The organism is Caldicellulosiruptor hydrothermalis 108 (genome assembly GCF_000166355.1).
Classification (GTDB): Bacteria; Bacillota; Thermoanaerobacteria; order Caldicellulosiruptorales; family Caldicellulosiruptoraceae; genus Caldicellulosiruptor; species Caldicellulosiruptor hydrothermalis.
Window position 1 is genome coordinate 66759 of record NC_014652.1, and the last position, 21542, is coordinate 88300.

The following is a 21542-nucleotide window of genomic DNA, read 5'->3' on the forward strand; positions in this document are numbered from 1 at the left end:
AGGTGCTGGTATAATGAGAGTATATATTAAAAAGATGAGGATGAAATGTAATGGATAGTTCAAAAATAAAACAGCTTGTAAGGAGCATATTTAAATTGAACATTCGTCAAAAGCTCATTTTAACTTATGTTCTCATAGTTGCACTGCCGCTTTCAATCCTTCAGGTAAATGCTTTTTACAGGGTAAGGATTATGACAGAAAAAGAGTATATAAACAATGTCAATTTTGAGGTCAGCAAACTCAAAAATGATATTGTGAAAAATGTAGAGCAGTTCATCAAAGCGACACAGTTTATTTTAAACAACCAGGAATTTATTGAGTTTGTATCCACGTACCAGGAAAGAAGTATCGACGAGATTTTTTCTTTTAAAGTGAATGTTCTTGACAAGATAGAATATCTTCAGTATGTGAATTTCAATATAAACAGGATAAGATTTTTTACAAACAACTATTTTATTCCTGAAATGTGGCCCACATTGTACCAGATAGAGAGGTTAAAAAGTTTTAAATTTACAGATAGATTCTTGTCTGATACAAAACAGACATCGCTTTGGAAACTCAACAACACTGATATACTTGGTCCGCCGCTTAACAATGAGGAAAAGGTGGTGTCGCTGTATACAAAGGTTACAGATTCAGTAGGGAACTTGATTGGCATAATTGAAGTTAACATGAAAGTTGATGAATTTTTTGCGAGCGAACTTTCGCGGGAAAGTGACAATTCGGTTACAATTGTTATTTCTGACGATGGAGATGTAATTTTCAGTAAACAGACACCTGCTTTTTTAAAAAGACTCAATATTAGTAGTAAAAAGCTTGTTGAAATATTAGAAAAAAAGAGCACAGCTAAAAAAGATGAGGGAATTGTTCATTTAAAGATTAACAGAAATTCAGCAGCATTTGTGTACACTCATATTCCTGTCCTGGTTATAAAACTTTACAAGCTCATTTTATTTGACGAACTTGCACAAAAAATAAATGGAATAACACTTCAGATGCTTGGGCAAGTATTGATTTTAATTATTGCTTCATCGATCCTGATTTTTATTTTAATCACTCTGATTCTTAAGAAGCTAAGACAGGTAATTCTCAGCATGAGAGCTGTTGAGAACGGGAACTTTGACGTCTCAATTGACATAAAGGGTGATGACGAGATTGACGAGCTTGCCCAGCATTTTTTGAACATGGTGGAAAGGCTCAAGATATTGATTGGAGAGATGGTCAGAAGAGAGGTTGCCCAGAAAGACGCTCAAATAAAGGCTTTGCAGTCCCAAATCAATGCTCATTTTATCTACAATGTACTTGAAAATATCAAGATGATGGCAGAATACAGTGAGAATTATGATGTTTCAGACGCGATAACAAAACTTGGCAAGATGATGAGATACAATATGAGCTGGAAGAAGAAATTTGTTACTCTAAAAGAAGAAATAGAGAATATTCAAAATTATATTTCGCTCATGAACATAAGATATGACAAGGAAATAAAGCTCCTTGTAAATGTAGATAATGAAATTTTAAATATTGAGGTGCCAAAGCTTATTTTGCAGCCGATAGTTGAAAATGCAATAAATTATGGAATTGAACCAAAAGGCGAGGGTGGAAGCATTTTTATAGACGGAAGCATAATTGGCAATTACATAGTCATTTCAATAATAGATGATGGGCTTGGGATTGAAGAGGAAAAGCTTGTTGCAATTCAAACAGCCCTGGAGAATGATACAGAAGCGGAATGTTATCATGGACAAGGAATAGCTCTCAAGAATGTAAACGAAAGGATAAAACTTGCTTATGGAAAGGAATTCGGAATTAAGATAGATAGCAAGTTTGGCGAGTTCACAAAGGTGACAATAACTTTGCCATACACCAGATTTTAACATTTATTCTTATTTTAAAAGAGGCGGGAAGAATATGAGAAAGGTGTTAATTGTCGATGATGAAAAGCTTATTCGAAAAGGCATCAGAACAATTTTAGAGAGAAATGTTGCCGATTTAGATGAAATAAAAGAAGCATCAAATGGAAAAGAGGCTCTGGATCTTCTCTTTTCAGAAAAATTTGACATTTTGATAATAGATATAAGACTTCCCCAGATAGATGGAATATCTGTTTTAAAGAAAATCCAAAATTTGTCTCATAAACCCAAAATTATCGTAATAAGTGGATATGATGAGTTCAGTTATGCTAAGGAATGCATGCAATATGGAGCAAGGGGATATATTTTAAAACCTGTAGATAAAAAAGAGCTCATTGAAATTGTAGAAAAGGTCAAAAATGAACTTCAAGAAGAAGAGAATAACTTAAGGCTTATATCCTTGCAAAAAATTATGAGAGCAAAGATGTTTGAGTCAGAGATAAACAATATCATCTTTTCAGGAATGGATATAGACAGGTTTAAAGAAAGGTTGAAGGATATGGAAATACCAGCAGATGAAAAAGTGATGGCTGTGTATTTTCTTCTACCCGGAAGTAACCCTGACCAAAACGATTTTTCAGCAGAAGAGGACAAGTTAAAGCTCAGCAAAATATTGCCGGAAGGAAGCCATGTCTCTACCATATATAACCAGAGAAAAGACATTTTGATATTTACAAGAACAGCTTTTTGCTATGAGGATATAAAGAAAAGCTATGAGTCTTTGACGGGCAGGAAAGTTTACATGGGCATTTGTGACTTGCAGGAAAGTTTTGAGAATGTGAAATTACTTTATGAGAGGGCTTATAAAGCAGCATTCTACAGCTTCATTTTGAGCAAAGATATTGAATTTTGGTCACAGATTTCTTGGCGTGAAAAAGAAAAGCTTTGTCAATCTGACAGGATTGAAAAGTTGAAAGAACTTATCCTTGCTGGCAAGCAAAAAGATGCAATTAGGTTTTTGGAAAGCATTTTTGATCACCACTTTTTTAACAAATATTCGGCAGATAGCATCTTGGCACTTTCCGAAAAACTTTACACACAAATTGTAGACTGGTTTTGTCACCACGTGCCTAAAAAAGTGCTTGACATCCATGAATACCAAGTGCTTGTCAGCATGTTCAATTTTACAACCATATCTGACTATGTAAACCACTTCAAAAAGTTTGTTGTTGAGGCAACAGAAATGGTCAGTGCATTGAAGGGAATTTTGAATGTGAAGGACGAAATTGATGAGGCTATTAAATTTATAAATCAGAACTATCACAAGGATATAAACATGGCAATGGTGGCAAATCATGTATCGCTAAATTATTATTACTTTTCAAGCATCTTTAAAGAAAAGATAGGGATGAGTTTTTTGGACTATTTAAACAAAGTGAGGATTGAAAAAGCCAAGGAACTTCTTGTGAACACCGATTTAAAAGTTTGGGAGATAGCCGAGAAGGTAGGTTATAAAAATCCCAAACACTTTGCAAGAATATTCAAAGACATTACAGGGCTTACCCCGAATGAATACAGAGATGCTCAAAAAAGATTGCAAGAATAGGAAGCTTATTGTAAAACAATGATAATAACATATGCACGCATCCGATTTTAAAAAAAGACTTAAAAATAGTAACTATAACTAAAAAATGATGCCTTTTTTTGTTTGTATGATTTTGATAAATCTAAGGTATGAGAATATCAAATTTTTGAGAGGTACGAAGGCGGATGCGAGCAAAAAAGTTTGTTGCTAATATTTTGTTGTTTGCATTTTTAATTATGAGCATTTTCCCGGGAGGAATAGCAAAAGCCAGCTCAGGTCAAATCTTCAAGGACATTTCCACTAATTTTGCAAAGGATGATATAACAAGATTTTATCAGCTTGACCTGATAAACGGGTATCCTGACGGAACTTTTAAACCAGCTAAGAATATCTCTGTTGCAGAATTTTGTAAAATCTTGAACAGTTACATGGGATTTGTGCAGGAAGCTCCGCTTGATGTGAGCCTAAGAATTAACCCTCTTACATGGTATTACAGAGAACTTAAAAAAGCTCAGGCTGCTGGTTACTTGACATTGTTTGTGAAAGAAGGGAAGCTTGATCCAAGCAGGTTTGTAACAAGACAGGAAGTTTTTGCTGCTGTGGCAGCTGCTTTGAATCTTGATAACCAGAAAGCCGATATTTTAAACAGCTTTTCAGATGCTCAAAAGATTGAACCAAGGTATCTATCGGGTGTGGCAGCACTTATCAGTTTTGGATTTGTTAAAGGCTATCCAGATGGGACATTAAAGCCAGAAAAGGGGATAACCAGGGCTGAGATTGTCAAGCTTTTGAGTGGCATAGGAGCATTAATAGTTACAAAACCGGGGGAATATAGTTTGTCGAAAAATGAAGGATTCATAATAGTAAATAGTAGCGATGTGGAGATAAAAGATGTTTCAATAAAGGGCAATATATATATAAATCAGAGTGTAAAAGATGGCTCTGTGACTTTGGACAACGTGACTGTTGATGGTGGAAAATTGTTTGTATTTGGCGGTGGCGAAAACTCTGTCAAGCTTGTGAACACAAAAGTTAAAGAAGTAGTTGTTGATAGTAAGCTTTCAAAGACAAATATTGAACTTTATAAAAACAGCCAAGCTGAGAACATAATTGTGTTGTCATCAGCAAAGGTTACACAGGTGTCTGATGAAAGTTCAATCAAGTTTATTACATTAAAACAGAGTGGAAATCAACCTGCAGATGTTGAAATTAAAGCAAACTGTGAAGCACTTTATGTTTATTCTCCAAACAGCAAGGTAAATATCAAAAATTCTAAAGTAAAAAAACTGGTTGCAACCGACCTTGCTCAGAACTTTGCACTTTCAATGGTCAGCTCGAAGATTGACAGTGTTGAGTTAAATAGCAATGGGAGCTTAAATATCGATAAAGAGTCAGGTATAGAAAAACTTGTTGTCAAGGCACTTGCAAAGGATGTGAAGATTAGTTCAAATGGCAAGATAAACGAAGCATCTGTGTATTCAGAAAGTGTTGTGTTAAACGGAAAGACTTTGTCCAAAGGCGAAAAGGTTGACATAAGTACTGTAGAAAGCAAACAACCTTCATCCTCAACGGCTTTACAGAGCACATTGTTAGCTCAATCTTCAGGCAGCACTTCTTCCACTACAGGCAGCAGCAGTCAAGGTTCAACAGGTGGAGGGACAAACCAGACAGGAAACAATAACCAGAACCAGCAGGGTGGCAATCAAACACAGCCGACATGGCAGCTTGTCTGGGAAGATGATTTTAATGGAAACTCAATTGACACGACAAAGTGGAACTTTACAATTGGTGCTGGCGGATATGGTAACAATGAGCTGCAGTATTACTCTTCAAGACCAGAAAACGCAAGAGTGGAAAACGAAAATCTAATAATTGAAGCAAGAAAAGAAAACTTTGAGGGAAGCCCATATACATCTGCAAAACTGACAACCCAGGGCAAATTCTCATTCACATATGGCAAAGTTGAGGTCAGAGCAAAACTTCCAGAAGGCCAGGGTGTGTGGCCGGCTATCTGGATGATGCCGGAGGATATGAATATATATGGTGGGTGGCCTGTTTGCGGTGAAATTGATATAATGGAACTTTTAGGTCATGAGCCAAACAAGGTTTATGGAACAATTCATTATGGTAATCCTCACACATACCATGGCGGCAATTACACCTTGCCGAACGGTCAAAAGTTTTCTGACGACTTTCATATATTTGGTCTTGAGTGGGAACCAGGGAAAATCAAATGGTATGTAGATGGGCAGCTTTACTATGAAACAAGCGACTGGTTTTCAAGGTCTTCAAACGAGGCTTTTGATTATACCTATCCTGCACCGTTTGACAGAGAATTCTACCTCATACTAAACGTTGCAGTTGGTGGTAACTGGCCAGGGTACCCGCCACAGGATGCAAATTACTTCCCGCAGAAAATGGTTGTTGACTGGGTAAGAGTATACAAACCAGCAGGAGTTACCTACTCTGACAATGTAGCAAAGCCACAGGAAAGCATAACCTATCCTCAGGATGCAAGACCACCGCTTAGCGATGGGAACCTTATTTATAACGGTAGCTTTGACATCGACAGCCCAGATGTTGATGGCATAGAAGGTGTTGCTAACACAGATTACTGGCAGTTTTTGCACCTGCCTGACTTTGGCGGAGACGGCACAATTGAAAATATTGGTGGATCTGTGAAGATAAATATAACAAAGCCAGGTTCACAAACATATTCTGTCCAGCTAATTCAAAGGCCAATTTGTTTGATAAAAGGCAAGACATACAAATTGACATTTAGAGCAAAGAGCGAAGGTTCAAGGACAATTGAGGTCAAGTTTTCAAGTGGCGGTGGAGATAACGGCTCTACCTGGATTGACTATGCTGTAAAGACCTTCAATTTATCTTCTGACTGGCAGGATTATTCTTACATCTTCACAATGCAAAGCAGCACATACGCAAAAGCAAGGATTGAATTTAATGTTGGACTAAATAACCTTCCTGTTTATATAGATGATGTGAAACTTGTTGAGTACGATGTAAATGACCCAAGCGCAATCAAAGAACCTCTGCCAAACGGCAACCTCATTTACAACGGCACGTTTGACCAGGGCGATGGCAGGTTTACAGCATGGGAATTTGTAAAGGAAACTGCAGCAGATGCAACGTATACCATTGGTTCAAAGCCAGAAGAGAGGTATTTCAAGGCTGTTATAGCAAACGGTGGACAAAACTTTTCGGATATCAAACTTGTTCAGTCTAACATAAAAGTTGGCGCTGGTGAGAATCTCTTGCTTGCATTCTCAGCAAAAGCTTTTGAAAGTCCAAGACAAATAAAGGTTTATATATCTGACCAGAACTTCAATCCAATTACAGAGGTAAAAGTAGTTTCACTTTCGCTTGACTGGAATGCATACAAATTTAACTTAAAATCAATTGATAATTTGCCAAGCGACACAAGAGCTAAACTTGTGTTCGAAATTGGATCAAGCAATTCAGACGTTGCAATAGACAATGTCTCACTCAAAAAGGTTCTTCCATCAAGCTTTATAGTTGTTCAAGCTGAAGACTTTGGTTCACTTACAAACGCAACAAATAATGGACAGTATGTAGCGTTTTCTCAAGGTGGAGTAGCAAGCTTTAGCGTCAATATTCCAAAGAGTGGAGAGTACCTTGTATCCTACAAATTGAAAGCTGGGCAAGGGTCAAGCCTCAAGCTTATAGTAGGAAGCACAGTTTACGATGCAGAAGTTGCTCCAACATCAGGAAACTGGGCAGTTGTATCAGATACAGTTTATCTTGATTCAGGTGAAAATAATATGCAGCTTTTGGCAGACAATGTTGATTTGGATTACATCGAATTTTCACCGAACTTTATCAAAAACGGAGACTTTTCAAAAGACCTTGACAGCTGGACGTACTGGATTGGCAATGGTGGATCTGGCGCTGCTGAAGTATCAAGAGGACAGCTGAAAGTTTCAATTACAAACATAGGTCTTGCCTTCTGGAGTATTCAAGTAATTCAAGGGCCAATGACTCTGGAGAGTGGCAAAACATACAGAATTTCGTTTGACGCAAAGTCAACATCTGCAAGAGATATGTTTATAAAAATAGACGACTCTACTTACTATGGTCATCTTGAAAAATACGTGCCACTTACAGATAAGATGAAGAACTATACATTTGACTTTGTAATGGATGCAACAAGAAGCGATATAAGGCTTGTAATTGGACTTGGAACAATGTCACCTGGTGGCGCAAATCCGCAAACTCAAGCTCATACAGTCACAATTGACAACGTTGCAATAGCCGAAGTTTCAGAAAACTGCGGATATTTTGAAAGAGAAGTAGCAGAAATCTTGACGGGTGAAGTTCCATCAGAACCACAGCAGTTTGTTGGGGATAAGCTTTTACCTGATGGAAGCTTTGACACACCAGATACGATAAACAACTGGCACTGGTGGTCAAGTGCGGGTAACAATGTTTCGATGTCCATTGAAAATGGAGAGCTAAAACTTAGCATCAGCTCAATTGGCTCAGACCCATGGGACCCGCAGCTTTACAGGGAAGGAATATCTCTTGTAAATGGCAAGAACTATAAGATTTCGTTCAAGGCAAGGGCAACTTATCCGCGCAAGATAAATGTTGCAATAGGAAAACCGCTGACATCTGACCCATGGTTCATAGAATACATGCCCAAAAAGACAATAGATATTACAAGTGAGATGGCACAGTATGAAATCTACTTTGCCATGAACAATCCTACAGACCTTGGGGCAAAACTTGCGATAGAAATTGGAAATGTAGCAGGGTATTCGCAGGTGCCGTTTGACATCTACTTTGATGATATCCAGATCGAAGTTGTAGATTCAATCCCGCAGGAAACTGCTCCACCCGTGCAGCATACACAGAAGGTTGGAGACCAGATCATTCCAGATGGCACATTTGACACAGGTGTAGGTGAGTGGGTATACTGGAGCGGCGACCAGTGGTCAGGTGTATCGGATATGCAGGTGACAGCGGAAAATGGTAAATTGAAGGTTCATCTGAATTCTGTAGGATGGCAGCCGTACAGTGCTCAGGTTGCAAGAAAGAACCTCACACTTGAAAACGGACTTACCTATGAGCTTAAATTCAAAATGAGTGCATCACAGGCTACTAAAATTCAGGTAAACATTGGAAAAGAGCTGTCAACTGACCCGTGGTTCATAGCTTATGCACCAACAACTGTATTTGATATCGGAACCCAAGATCAAGAGTATACTCTCAGATTTAAAGTTACACAGCCAACAGATGTAACAAAGGTTGTGTTTGAGTTTGGACCTATAAACGGTCAGTACCCTCCTCTTCCACTTGACATATATCTTGATGATGTGACATTGACTGTTGTGAGTGACCAGTAAAAGAATTAAAACCAATGTGAAACTGTTATTTTGCCAGAGGGTTGCAGGGCAAGGTATGGTCTTGCAACCCTGTATTTTAAATTAAAAAAAGAAGGGGGCAAAGAAATTGCAGGCAAATCCAAAGTACTATTATGATGAGAAAACAAACTCATTTTGCATAGAGAATTATCAGCTTTCAAAACCATTTTCAAGTTTTTTGCCCGGGATTGCCGGTATATTTGGAATTCCTCTTTGGTGCTTTTATGTAAACAGGGGACAGTGCATAGTATCGTTTGGGACAAAGAACAAAGACGGTAGCATTTTAGAATTTTTGCCGGCAGACAGGGCTTACAGGCTTGCATCAACACATGGGTTTAGGACTTTTTTGAAACTGAACAAAAACCTCTTTTATGAGCCTTTTCAAACAGAGAATTTACTCAATTTTGCAAAAAGCAAGATGTCCATTTTTGCTGACCATCTTGAGATTTGCGAAGAAAATCCAAATATTGGTATCAAGACAGAAGTGAGGTATTACACACTTCCAAACAAGAATGTGGCTGGGCTTGTGAGAGAGCTGAAGATAATAAATGTATCAGAAAAGCCTATAGATATTGAAGCTTTAGACGGACTTGCATTGATTGTCCCATATGGAAAGAACGACTTTGCGCTAAAGAATATGAGCAGAACAAGTGAAGCATGGAACTTTGTAGAGAATTTAGACAAAAAAGCTCCGTACTTTAGATTTCATTCATCTGCTGAGGACACAACAGAAGTTGTTGAGATAAAAGAGGGCAATTTCTTTGTAAGCTTTGACAATACGCACGGCAGCTTTGAAAGATGCGATGTAGTAATTGACCCCGAAATTGTTTTTGGAATAAGCTCAGAAATAGTAAAGCCTTATGAGTTTATCTTTTCAGATAGGCTTGGCATATCAAATCAAGTTTTTGCAAACAAGACATGCTGTGCTTTTGCATATGCAAAGAGGACTTTAAAGCCGCACGAGGCTTTGAAACTCTGCAGTATCATAGGACATGCCAAAAGTGTTGATGAAGTAAACCACTTTGTTGACAGTATTGACTCAGCTGAGTTTTTTGACAGAGCGTTTGAAGAAAACAAAGGTGTAATCGATGCTATTCTGGCAAACAATACAATTGTGACCTCAGACAAAAAATTAGATGAGTATGCCAAAATGTGCTATCTTGACAATATCTTGCGCGGCGGTGTGCCTTTCACAATTGAGCTTGATGACAAAAAGGATGTCATATATCTGTTCTCACGAAAACATGGAGACCTTGAGAGAGATTATAACTTTTTTGAAATTCAAGACACATATTATTCACAGGGGAATGGCAACTTCAGAGATATCAACCAGAACAGGCGAAATGATATCTTTTTTAATCCAGACGTTTTTGATTTTAATGTATGGTACTTCATGAGTCTCATTCAGCTTGACAGCTATAATCCTCTGGTTGTAAAAGGTATAAAGTACAGGCTAAATAGCCTTGATCCTCTGGATAAATATGTGAAAAGCGGGAAAGAAGAGCTAAAAAAATTTTTCAAAAAGGACTTTTTGCCATATGAGCTTATAAAGTTTTTAGAGAAACAAAATATAGAAATCAATATCTCAAAGGAAGACTTTGTAAATTGCTGTCTTGTAAATTCGGAGAAGGTAATTGAAGCAGACCCTGGTGAAGGTTATTGGATAGACCATTTTACTTACAACTTTGATTTAATCGAAAACTTTGAAAGCATATATCCTGATAAAATGAGGCAGCTGCTTTTGCAAAGGAAGTATTATTACTATGACAATGAACATTATGTAAAACCAAGAAGAGAAAGAATAAAGATTATAGATGGGCAAATAAAACAGCACGGTGCATATGCACTTGACAAGGAAAAACAGGAGCTTATAAATTCCCGTGCTGACAAGAAAAGATATGTAAGAACCTACAGTGGCCTTGGCGATATTTACACAGGCAACCTTATTGAAAAGCTTTTGGTGATACTTCTAAATAGAATGGCAACCTTGGACCCATTTGGTGTTGGGGTGGAGATGGAGGCATCAAAGCCTGGCTGGAACGATGCACTAAACGGGCTTCCAGGAATTTTTGGTTCGTCTGTGTGCGAGACATCTGAACTTTTGCGGCTTGTGAGAATGCTGAAAAAGTATTTTGAGGTTTATCTTGAAGATGTCAAGGAAATTGAAGTTTTTGAAGAGCTCTACAGCTTTTTTGTAAAGCTAAAAAAACTTCTATCTCAGATGCAAGATAGAGAAGATACTCTTTTCTACTGGGATGAAAGTAATAACATAAAAGAAGAGTACAGAGAAAAAACAAGATTTGGCGTAAGTGGCAATATGGCTTGCATAAGCAGGGAAGAGATGTTGGAGTTTTTAGAGCTGTGCAATGAAAAACTTTCAAAGGCAAAAGAGAAAGCTTTTGATGCAGAAAAAGGGTTATTTTACACTTACTTTATAAACCAGCCTGTTGAATATGAGTATGATGCTCAAAAGCAGGAGATTAAGATTAAAAAGTTTTCACAAAAGAAGGTTGCATTTTTCTTAGAGTCGCAGGTAAGGGCAATGAAGGTGATAGATGATAAAGAACTGAAAAGAAAAATTTACCAAAGCGTAAGAGAAAGTAGCCTCTTTGATAGAAAACTAAAAATGTACAAAACAAACGAAAGCCTTGCAAATGAGACAAATCAGCTTGGCAGGATAAAAGCATTCACCCCTGGCTGGCTTGAAAATGAATCCATATTTATGCACATGGAGTATAAATACTTACTGGAGCTTTTAAAAGGTGGACTTTACACAGAGTTTTTTGAGGATTTCAAAATGGTTTTGCCACCGTATATGGACCCAGCGGTTTATGGAAGATCAATATTTGAAAATTCCTCGTTTATTGCAAGTTCAAGCAACCCTGACAAAAGCGTTCACGGGACAGGTTTTGTTGCAAGGCTTTCTGGCACAACAACAGAGTTTTTAAATATGGAGCTAATTATGCTATTTGGTGAAAAAACATTTGAATACAAAAATGGAGAGCTAATTTTTAAACTGTCTCCAAAACTGCCGGGCTGGATGTTTACGGAAGAAGAAAGAGAAGTTGAGATTGTGGTAAATGGGAATAAACAAACCATAGTTATAGGTAAAAACCAGTTGGCAGCAGTTCTTTTTGGCAGAACACTGGTTGTTTATCACAATCCGCAAAAGACTAACACTTATGCCCAAGATGCAAAGGTTTTAAAGTATATTCTGCATTTTGACGATAAAGTGGTTGAAATTGAGGGTGAAAAAGTGCCAGAGCCATATTCTTATGAAGTCAGAAAAGGAATGTGCAAGAAAATAGAAGTTCTTTTATAGCTTCAAAGAAGGCTACACTGCCGTCTATTTTTTCAGCGGTAGTGTAGTCTTTTTGACATTTTATATCAGGAGAGAAAGTAAAATGATTAAAAAGCTTTTAGAAAAGTGGAACGACATAAAGCTTAAAAACAAGCTTTTAATAGCTTTTGTGATTTTAATGCTTCTTCCCATGTCTTTGATATTTCTTCTATCTTATACTTCTCTGAAAAACTCCACATTGGAAAAATTTACCCTTTACAACCAGGTCCTCTTTGAAAATGCTACTGAAGAGGTTCAAAATTTCCTTGATGAGCTAAACAGCATAAAATACGACTTTATCATGGACGATAACCTCATATCAGACATTGGAAAGACTTTTGCAAGATACACTAATCACCAGGATTCTTTTCTGTACACCAACATCCTGACAAAGATGAGCCAGTTTATTTCGACAAAAGAAATTATTCAGTCAGTTCAAATTATAAACAAGAGCAAAGAAGTATATTTCTTCTCAAAACTCCAGGGTGATGTGCCGTATGAAAGTGATAAGCAAATCAAAGAAGGTTTTTTCAATGAAATAGTAAAGCAAGAAGGAAAGTATGTAAATAGTGGTTATGACAAGAGTCGAGATGTGTATGTAGTTGGCTGTGAGCTTTTCTCAAGAGATAAAATCCAGCCGGTTGCTGAGATGATTGTAAGTTTCAGCTTGGACTTTTTGAAAGATGTAATAGAAAAGTATCATCTGACAGAGGGTGGATTTTATGTTGCCGATAGAAGTTCTAATAAGGTCATATTCAAAACAACAGACAAATTTGAAAGTATCATTGAAAAATTGATTTTAAAAGATGAGACTAAGCTTGTTCCAAAGACCATTTTTTTTGAAGAAACTATACCAGATCTTAATTGGAAAATAATTTACATAGTTTCAGAAAGTTCTCTTCTGAATAACTTTTCGTACACAAAACGGCTTTTGATATTGAGTTTTTCTTTTCTTGCCATTTTTGCAATTTTGTTTTTAATTTTTATTTCCGAAAATATTACAGCTCCTATAACAAGGCTCATTTACCAGATGAGAAATTTAGAACAGTCAAAGCTTAAAAATAACATCAAAATTGCCCGCAAGGATGAAATAGGAGATTTGCTAAACTCATTTTATCAAATGCTAAAGAGAATAGATGAGCTTGTCATAAGGGTGTACGAAGAAGAGATAGCAAGGAAAAATGCAGAGATAAACCTTTTGTACATGCAGCTAAATCCACACTTTCTGTACAACACATTAGATACCATAAATGCCTTAGCTGAGCTTGGAAGATGCAAAGACGTTTCAGTGGTTGCTGTGTCACTTGCAAAGTTCTTGAGATCAAATATGGCAATAAATAACTCAACAATTTCTTTGGCAGATGAAATCAAGCAGATAGACCACTATCTTACCATTATGAAAATAAGATTTTCTGGAAAGCTCAGCTACAGGATAGTATATAGCCAGGAAGAAGTTTTGAAGGCAGAAGTTCCTCGGCATTTACTTTTACCGCTTGTAGAAAATTCAGTTGTCCATGGATTTAAAAACAAAAATGGGGATGCAAAAATTTTGATAAGAGCAAAGAAAATAGAAAACAGGCTCAAGCTTGAGGTGGTTGACAATGGCTGTGGAATAGAACTTGCAAAGATTGAAAAGATAAAAAATGCCTCGAACGATGGTATTGGAATTCCAAATATCATAAAGAGACTAAAACTTCTATATAAGGAAGACTTTGATTTTGAAATTAAAAGTAAAGTGGGGGTTTGGACAAAGATTATTATACAGCTTCCTTGGGATAAAGTTGTGAAGAAGGAGGAGAAGGAAAATGTGCACTCTTTTGATAGTGGAAGATGAAGAAATCTTGCTTGAAAGGCTTGTAAAAACTATAGACTGGGAGAGCATTGGGATTAATAAAGTCATCGGTATTGCTCGTAGCGAAGAGGCTTTAAATGTCCTGATAACAGAAAACGTGGATATAATTCTGACGGATATCAGGATGCCAATTATGGATGGACTTGATTTAGCAGAGTTTGTACACAGTAGACTAAAACATCCATTGAGTGGTTATAAAGAATTTGAGTATGCCCACAGAGCAATTAAACTTGGTGTTGTGGATTATATCTTAAAACCATTTACCAAGGAAGAGGTTTTAGAAACTGTAAAAAAAGCGGTTGAAAAAGTAGCAGCTGAACAAAGTAGGCAGCAACGTTTAGATTCCTGTGAGAACAAAAACATAATTGATATGGTCTTTGATTTTATTTTTGCAAATTGTTCAAAACAAATAAGCCTGAATGATGTAGCGGAGTATGTCCATCTTCACCCTGTGTATCTTAGCAGGCTTTTGAAAAACAAAACTGGAAAAACTTTTAAAGAGATACTCACTGAAGTGAGGCTCAAAAAAGCAGAAAAGCTTTTGAAAACTTCCAGCTTAAAGCATTACGAAATTGCTGAGGCAGTTGGATTTTCAGATGCCCAGTATTTCAGCCAAGTATTCAAAAAAGTATATGGTATGACACCTATTGAGTGGAAGAAGCAAGTTTTGGAAAATAAAGCGAGGTTAAAAATTTAAACAAAAAAGTTGTGTTTGTCTATATAGGCTATTGGGCATTTCACACTAAAATTAAAAGTGAAAAACAAAAATAAAGGGAGGTAAATTTTAAATGAAAAAGTGGTTAAAAGTTGTGGCTTTAGCTATTTTAGTGGTCTTTTCAATTTCAGTTGTTTTAGTCGGTCAAATGGGTGAAAAAAAGGTACAAGGTGCAACAAATGAGCTTACATTCTGGAGCTGGGTTTCTGACTCTGACACCATAAAACAGGTGTATGAGCAGGCTATCAAAGAGTTTAACTCTACTAACAAGTACGGTGTGAAAATCAAGGCTGTTTACACTCCAGGTGAGCAGTACAAAACAAAACTTCAAACAGCAATGGCAGCAAACAATCCACCAGATATTCTCAACATGTGGGCAGCTGGTAAGATGAAACCATATGTAGATGCAAAAAGGCTTTTCCCAATTAGCGACATCATGAACAAAGACCCACAATGGAAAAACAGGTATGTCAATGGCGTTTTTGACCTGACAACTTTTGGCGGCAAAATCTATGGTATTCCTCAGATAAGAGTTGCAACAGTTATATACTACAACAAACAAATCTTCGCAAAATACAAACTCACACCTCCAAAGACATGGTCAGAGCTTGTAAATGTTATAAAGGTTTTGACAAAGAACAATGTAATCCCATTCGCACTTGATGCAAGAGACCCGTGGATCTTGGCAATGTATGCAGAGTATATTGCAAACAGAATAGACCCGGACGCTTACAGAAAAGTTCAAAAAGATCCAAACGCATGGACAGACAAAGCGTTTATTGAGACAGGCAAGAAGATACAGGAGCTTGTCAAACTTGGTGCTTTCCCAAAAGGTGCAACAAGCTTAGATTATGTTGCAGCAAGAAATCTATTTGACCAAGGAAAAGCTGCGATGTATGTCATGGGAATATGGGATGTTGGGTATCTGTCAACTCAATCACCAGTCAAGAAATATGTAGGTGCATTCAAATGGCCAGCAATAGAAGGTGGAAAAGGCAATATAAACAACTTCCTCGCAGGAATTGAACAGGTCATTGCAGTAAGTTCAAACTGCAAGAACAAACAGGCTGCTGCTGCATGGCTAAAACTTTTATCTGAACAGAGATATGCAAAGGACCTGTTGGCCGAAAAAGCAGGGTATTTCCCGACAGTAAAAGTAAATCCCGACCCAAAGAAAGTTACAGGTCTGTATCTTGAGGTTTTGAATTTATTAAAGGACCAGAACACAAAAGATTCATTCACATACTATGATGTTATGTTTGGACCGATAATTGGCGATGGATTTAACAACACAATACAGTCCATTTATCTTGGAAAAGACCCTGTTGAAGCATTCAAAAAGCTTGCAGAGATTGCTAAAAAAGAAATGAAAAAATAAAAACTTTTGAGCCGAAGGGTAGTATGTGCTCTTCGGCTCAATCTAAATATAGCAAGATAAGACAAAAAGCCTAAATAGAAGAATAGAGAGGTGAAAAAATTGGAAAGAGCATTTGGAAATAAACTTGCTATTGCTATATTCATTGCACCAGCGCTAATACTTTTTACACTGGTTATTCCTCTTCCTATTTTGCATTCATTTTATATGAGCCTTTTTAAATGGGATATGCTATCTACAATGACTTATGTGGGCTTTGAAAATTATAAAGAGCTGTTTTCTGATGGAATATTTTTATCCTCAATTTGGCACACAATTGAAATAACAGTACTTTCATTAATTTTTCAGGTCACCTTAGGGCTTTTCCTGGCTCTGTGCATAGTTAACATAATAAAAGGAAGGAAATACTTTCAGAATGCTTTTTTTATACCTAATATCTTATCAAGTGCTGTAATAGGAATATTGTGGTTTTTTGTGTATAACTATGACTTTGGGCTTATAAATTCAATTTTAAAGAGCATTGGCCTTGATTCTTTGCAGCAAGAGTGGCTTTCGCAAAAATATGTTATCCTTGCACTGTCCATCACAACATGCTGGCAGTGGGTAGGATATCATATGATTTTGTATATCGCAGCTATTTCAGGAATATCACAGGATATCATTGAAGCAGCTATTGTTGATGGTGCGCAAGGGCTGAAAATGGTCACTAAAATAATAATTCCTCAAATTCGTCCTGTCTTGAGAGTTTCAATAGTTTTGATTATCACAGGTTCACTGAAGTACTTTGACATGGCATGGATAATGACTGAAGGCGGTCCAGATTTTGCTTCTGAGACAATCGCTACATATATCTACAGAACAGCATTTAACAAACTTCAGTATGGTCTTGGCAGTGCAGCGTCAACCTTTTTGTTTGTTGTAAGTATTTTAGTTACTGTTCTTATAAATAGGTTTGCTGCTAAAAGAGAAGAGGTGTACTAAGTTTTGTGAGGTGGTATGAAAATGTTTGCAAAATACATTAAACTTTCTCCTGTGGCAAAAGCAATAATATTCGCATTTTTGACCTTTTATTCAATATTGACATTATTTCCATTAATATGGCTTGTGTACAACTCGGTAAAGACCAACAATGATTTTCTGGCAAATCCTTTCGGTTTGCCGCAATTGTCCAAACTTCAACTTAAAAATTACTATGATGCATGGGTGACTATGGGAATTCAGAGGTTTACGATAAACAGTCTCATAATCTCTTCTGTAAGTGTAATTTTTTCACTTATTATAAGCTCAATGGCAGCATATGCAATTGAGAGGATGATATGGAGGTCAAGCCAAAAAGTTTTGAATTACTTTTTAGCCGGCATCATGGTTCCAATACAGATAATATTGATTCCACTTTTTATAAACTTTAAAAAGCTAAACCTTTTGGACTCACGCATAGGACTTTTGATTCCAACAGTTGCATTTGCCCTGCCAACTTCGATTTTTATTTTAACTGGATTTTACAAAACAATCCCACACGAATTAGAAGAAGCAGCTTTGATTGACGGCTGCTCTGTCTACAAGATATTTTACAAGATAATTCTTCCGTTGACGATGCCGGCTTTTGTAACAATTGCAGTCTTCAATTTCCTTGGCGCATGGAATGACCTTTTGATACCCCTGGTTTTGATACAGACACCAGAACTTATGACACTGCCTGTTGGACTTTTGAATTTTAGGGGGATGTATGGAGCTGAGCTTACCAAAATGTTTGCTGCAGTTGTAATCTCTGCAATACCAAGCATAATAATTTACTTTGTTTTGCAAGACAAACTTCTAAAAGGTATGATAGCCGGGGCTGTGAAGGGGTAAAAAGTGGAAATAAGGAGAAACCAAAATTAAGGGACTGGCAAATAAAGCAACGACCAGTCCTTTTTTGTTTGCCATAAAAAACTTTTTGTATCCAATAAATAACAATAATTTTACAAACCTTTTTGCATTTTTACCCACTTTAAAAGAAAGCAGGGGGTACTTATTATATAAATTGTCAAATAAAAATAAACCAATTTGAAGGGGGATTTGTGATGAACAGGTTGTTTTACTTAAGGAATTGGCGAATTGTGGGTATTGTGACAGCATTGATTTTCTTGGCTGGAATTGTTTTGGGAATTGCCTTGATTTCTTCAAAGCCGGCAAAAGCAGTTGCCTCTCAGACTGTTTCCATCAGAGTTGGTATTTGGCCACTTGACAATGATGAAGCAGGCAAAAAAGCATGGCAAAAGTATGAGCAAAACTTCAAAAAGAAATATCCAAACATTAAGTTGATTCCTGATCCATATTCATATTCGCCAGAAACATTTCTTCCAAAAGCAGAAAGTGGAGACTTGCCGAACATATTTTATACATGGTTTACAGAACCAAGAAAAATAATACCAGCTGGATATGCAGCAGATATTACAACATATGCGAAAAAATATGGGTATGACAAAGCAATAAATCCAGATGTTTTAAAGCTTTTGACTTATAATGGGAAAATTTATGGTATTCCACGTGATGGTTATGCTTTAGGGCTTTACCTCAACATGAACCTTTTCAAAAAGGCTGGCTTAGTTGACAAAAATGGCCTTCCAAAATATCCAAAAACATGGGATGAACTTAGAAAAACAGCACAAATCATAAAGCAAAAGACAGGAAAAGCAGGCTTTTTCATGCCGAGCAAGGACAATGTAGGTGGCTGGCACTTCACAGCTATCGCATGGTCATTTGGCGCAGAATTTGAAAAGAAAGTGGGTAACAAATGGGTACAGGGACTTGATAGCCCAGGTGCGGTTGCAGCATTGCAGTTCATCAAAGATTTGAAATGGAAATACAATGTACTTTTGCCAAACACACTGCTCAGCTGGGGCGATTGGATCAAGTACTATGGTACAGACCAGGTTGGAATGGTTTTGGCAGCACCAGACGTTATTAACCTGCCTGTTCAAGATTACAAGATGAGCAAAGATGCGATAGCAATTGTCCCAATTCCAAAGGGACCAAAAGGACAGTACACATTGATGGGCGGAACAGCAATAATGTTCTCATCAAACAGCACACCTGCACAGATTGATGCATGCTTTAAACTCCTTGAGGTTATAGGCATGTCACCTAAGGTTAATAAAGAAACACTTAATGCTATTGAAATAAGCCTCAAAGAAAAAGCAGCTCAAGGCTTACCAGTTGGTCCAAGAGCGCTTCCTGTTTGGATAAATAAAGAAAGAGTTCAGGCAGAGGACGCTATCTACAAGAAATATACAAATGTCAATATGGCACTTTTCAAACCATACTATGATGAAGCGTTCAAACACTTGAAACCTGAAGAACCTTACTATACTCAAGATCTTTACAGAATATTAGATGGGTGTATCCAACAAGTTTTGACAAATAAGAATGCTGACCCCAAGAAGATATTACAAGCAGCAGGCAGAGAATTTCAGACTAAGTTCTTAGATAAAGTAAAAGAATAAACCTACAAAGTAGCTTGAGGTTGGGGAGGAAGTGGTGAAAAACTACTTCCTCCCATAATTAAATTCTTTGTTAGGGTAGCAAATGTATGTATAAAGCTTTTAAAAAGGTGGGATTGGATTGTGAATAAGAAAATGAGTGGGAAACTATCAAACAGGTTATCCGAAAATATTTCTGGTTGGTTGATTTTAGCACCAAGCATAATTCTTTTTACTTTCTACATTTGGGAGCCAATGATCTATAGCTTGGTATTATCTGTACATGAAACAAAGGGATTTAGGATGGAGAGATTTGTTGGTCTCCAAAATTATATTGATGTTTTGAAAGACAACGTTTTTCATCAAGCTCTAATAAATACATTCTTTTACGTAATCTGGTCACTTATAATAGGGTTTTTAGTACCCATTGTTGTGGCTCTAATAATTAACGAAATGGTACATTTGAATTCATTTTTTAGGTTTTCCATATACTTTCCCAATATGGTTCCTGGGGTTGCCGCGCTTGTTCTGTGGGGATTTTTGTTTGACCCGAGCGAAGGTGGACTTTTGAATGCTATTAGGATAAAGCTAGGTCTTCAGCCTTCTGACTGGCTACAAAATCCCAAACTTACAATTCCTCTTTTAATATTCATCATGACGTGGAAAGCCGCAGGTTCAACAGCCCTAATTTATATTGCAAGGCTTCAGGGGATAAATCAGGAGCTGTATGAGGCTGCTTGCATTGATGGGGCAGGGATTTTTAGAAGAATTGTTCATATTACACTTCCTGAGCTATATTCCACAGCAAGAATGCTTTTAATAATGCAGATAATATTTGTCTTCCAGGTATTGTACGAACCACTTGTTTTAACCGGTGGTGGACCAAACAACGCATCGCTGTCGTTGATGCTTTTGAGCTACAACTATGCTTTTGTTGATTTTGTTGCTGGAAAGTCTGCAACTGTAAGTGTACTGGTTACTTTGATTCTAATGTGTCTCACCTTCATATATATGAAAGCTACAAAAGAAAATAATAATGTTTAAAAACCTTGCAAGGGGGCTCAGAAACTTGAGTAGATTAGATTCAAAAACAAGTGGTATTATAAATTTTTTAGACCTCAGAAAACCAAGTGTAAAAGCACTTTATTATATACTTTTGTTTATTAGCTGTTGCATTGCATTTGTGTGTTTAGCACCGCCTTTGTGGGTATTTCTATCAAGCTTGAAGAATATAAAAGAATTTGCTCAGGTGCCGCCCACAATAATTCCACATACATTTGAACCTCAAAAGATAATAACCACCTGGAAAACTCTCAATTTTACAAAGTACTATATAAACTCCTTCATTTTAGTAGCAGGAAGTGTGGTGTGTGCAATAGTTTTCAATGGCTTGGCAGGATATGTTATCTCAATCATCAAGCCGCGAGGGTATAGATTTGTATTCAATCTAATTTTATGGAGTTTGATGATTCCTGCAACCATCAATCTTGTACCTATTTTTAAGAATATAGTTGCGCTTAAACTAAACAACTCATACATTCCACTGTGGCTCAGCTATGGTGCAAATGCTTTTTATGTGCTGCTATTTAAAAATTTCTTTGATGAGATTCCAAGAGAGATCATTGAAGCTGCTAAAATTGATGGATGCCCTAACTTGAGACTGTTTTACAAGATTGTTATGCCACTTAGCGTTCCAATAATAATGGTGGTGACAATATTTTCCATAAATGCTTCATGGTCGGATTTTCTCCTGCCTTATATTGTTCTAAAAAACCGTGAAAGTTATACAGTTATGATAAAGATATATGAAATGTCTTTCGGGAACACATGGATGTCTGCTGATATGAAGATGTTAGCAGTGCTTTATGCAATATTGCCACCAGTGGTATTGGTAATATTCTTCCAGAAATATCTCACTCAGGGCGTTGTAATTGGAGGATTAAAGTAATTGATATTTAG

Annotated in this window: 12 protein-coding genes; all 12 read left to right on the plus strand. The window is 36.9% G+C overall.

Going from position 1 to position 21542, the window contains the following annotated elements; all coding sequences use genetic code 11:
- Positions 1-50 precede the first annotated feature (50 nt).
- The 12 genes from CALHY_RS00290 to CALHY_RS00345 all read left to right on the plus strand — a co-directional run bounded on the left by CALHY_RS00290 (position 51) and on the right by CALHY_RS00345 (position 21531).
- Complete coding sequence (locus CALHY_RS00290; RefSeq protein WP_013402033.1) at positions 51-1877, plus strand: sensor histidine kinase; 1827 nt, start codon at positions 51-53, stop codon at positions 1875-1877.
- Positions 1878-1911: 34 nt separating this feature from the next.
- A complete protein-coding gene (locus tag CALHY_RS00295; protein WP_013402034.1) occupies positions 1912-3459 on the plus strand; it encodes a response regulator transcription factor in 1548 nt (515 codons plus the stop codon).
- Positions 3460-3623: 164 nt separating this feature from the next.
- Positions 3624-8822 (plus strand): carbohydrate binding domain-containing protein, encoded by a 5199-nt coding sequence (locus tag CALHY_RS00300; RefSeq protein WP_013402035.1) that lies wholly within the window; start codon positions 3624-3626, stop codon positions 8820-8822.
- Positions 8823-8928: 106 nt separating this feature from the next.
- Positions 8929-12162: a hypothetical protein gene (locus CALHY_RS00305; protein ID WP_013402036.1), complete on the plus strand. Its 3234-nt coding sequence runs from the start codon at positions 8929-8931 to the stop codon at positions 12160-12162.
- 82 nt (positions 12163-12244) lie between these two features.
- Entirely contained in the window at positions 12245-14014 is a 1770-nt protein-coding gene (locus CALHY_RS00310; protein WP_013402037.1) for a sensor histidine kinase, read from the plus strand.
- The gene (locus tag CALHY_RS00315) at positions 13986-14729 is read left to right on the plus strand and encodes a response regulator transcription factor (RefSeq protein WP_013402038.1); all 744 of its coding nucleotides are present in this window, start codon (positions 13986-13988) and stop codon (positions 14727-14729) included. Before CALHY_RS00310 ends, CALHY_RS00315 begins: the two co-directional genes overlap by 29 nt.
- A gap of 91 nt (positions 14730-14820) precedes the next feature.
- A complete protein-coding gene (locus CALHY_RS00320) occupies positions 14821-16125 on the plus strand; it encodes an extracellular solute-binding protein (RefSeq protein WP_013402039.1) in 1305 nt (434 codons plus the stop codon).
- A 90-nt stretch (positions 16126-16215) separates the two neighbouring features.
- The gene (locus tag CALHY_RS00325; protein WP_238524549.1) at positions 16216-17103 is read left to right on the plus strand and encodes a carbohydrate ABC transporter permease; all 888 of its coding nucleotides are present in this window, start codon (positions 16216-16218) and stop codon (positions 17101-17103) included.
- Between the two features lie 21 nt (positions 17104-17124).
- Positions 17125-17973, plus strand: a complete 849-nt coding sequence (locus CALHY_RS00330; RefSeq protein WP_013402041.1) for a carbohydrate ABC transporter permease — start codon at positions 17125-17127, stop codon at positions 17971-17973.
- A 212-nt stretch (positions 17974-18185) separates the two neighbouring features.
- On the plus strand, positions 18186-19607 hold the full coding sequence (locus CALHY_RS00335) for an ABC transporter substrate-binding protein (RefSeq protein ID WP_013402042.1): 1422 nt from the start codon (positions 18186-18188) through the stop codon (positions 19605-19607).
- 120 nt (positions 19608-19727) lie between these two features.
- Positions 19728-20627: a carbohydrate ABC transporter permease gene (locus tag CALHY_RS00340; RefSeq protein WP_013402043.1), complete on the plus strand. Its 900-nt coding sequence runs from the start codon at positions 19728-19730 to the stop codon at positions 20625-20627.
- Positions 20628-20652: 25 nt separating this feature from the next.
- A complete protein-coding gene (locus CALHY_RS00345) occupies positions 20653-21531 on the plus strand; it encodes a carbohydrate ABC transporter permease (protein ID WP_013402044.1) in 879 nt (292 codons plus the stop codon).
- Positions 21532-21542: the final 11 nt, after the last annotated feature.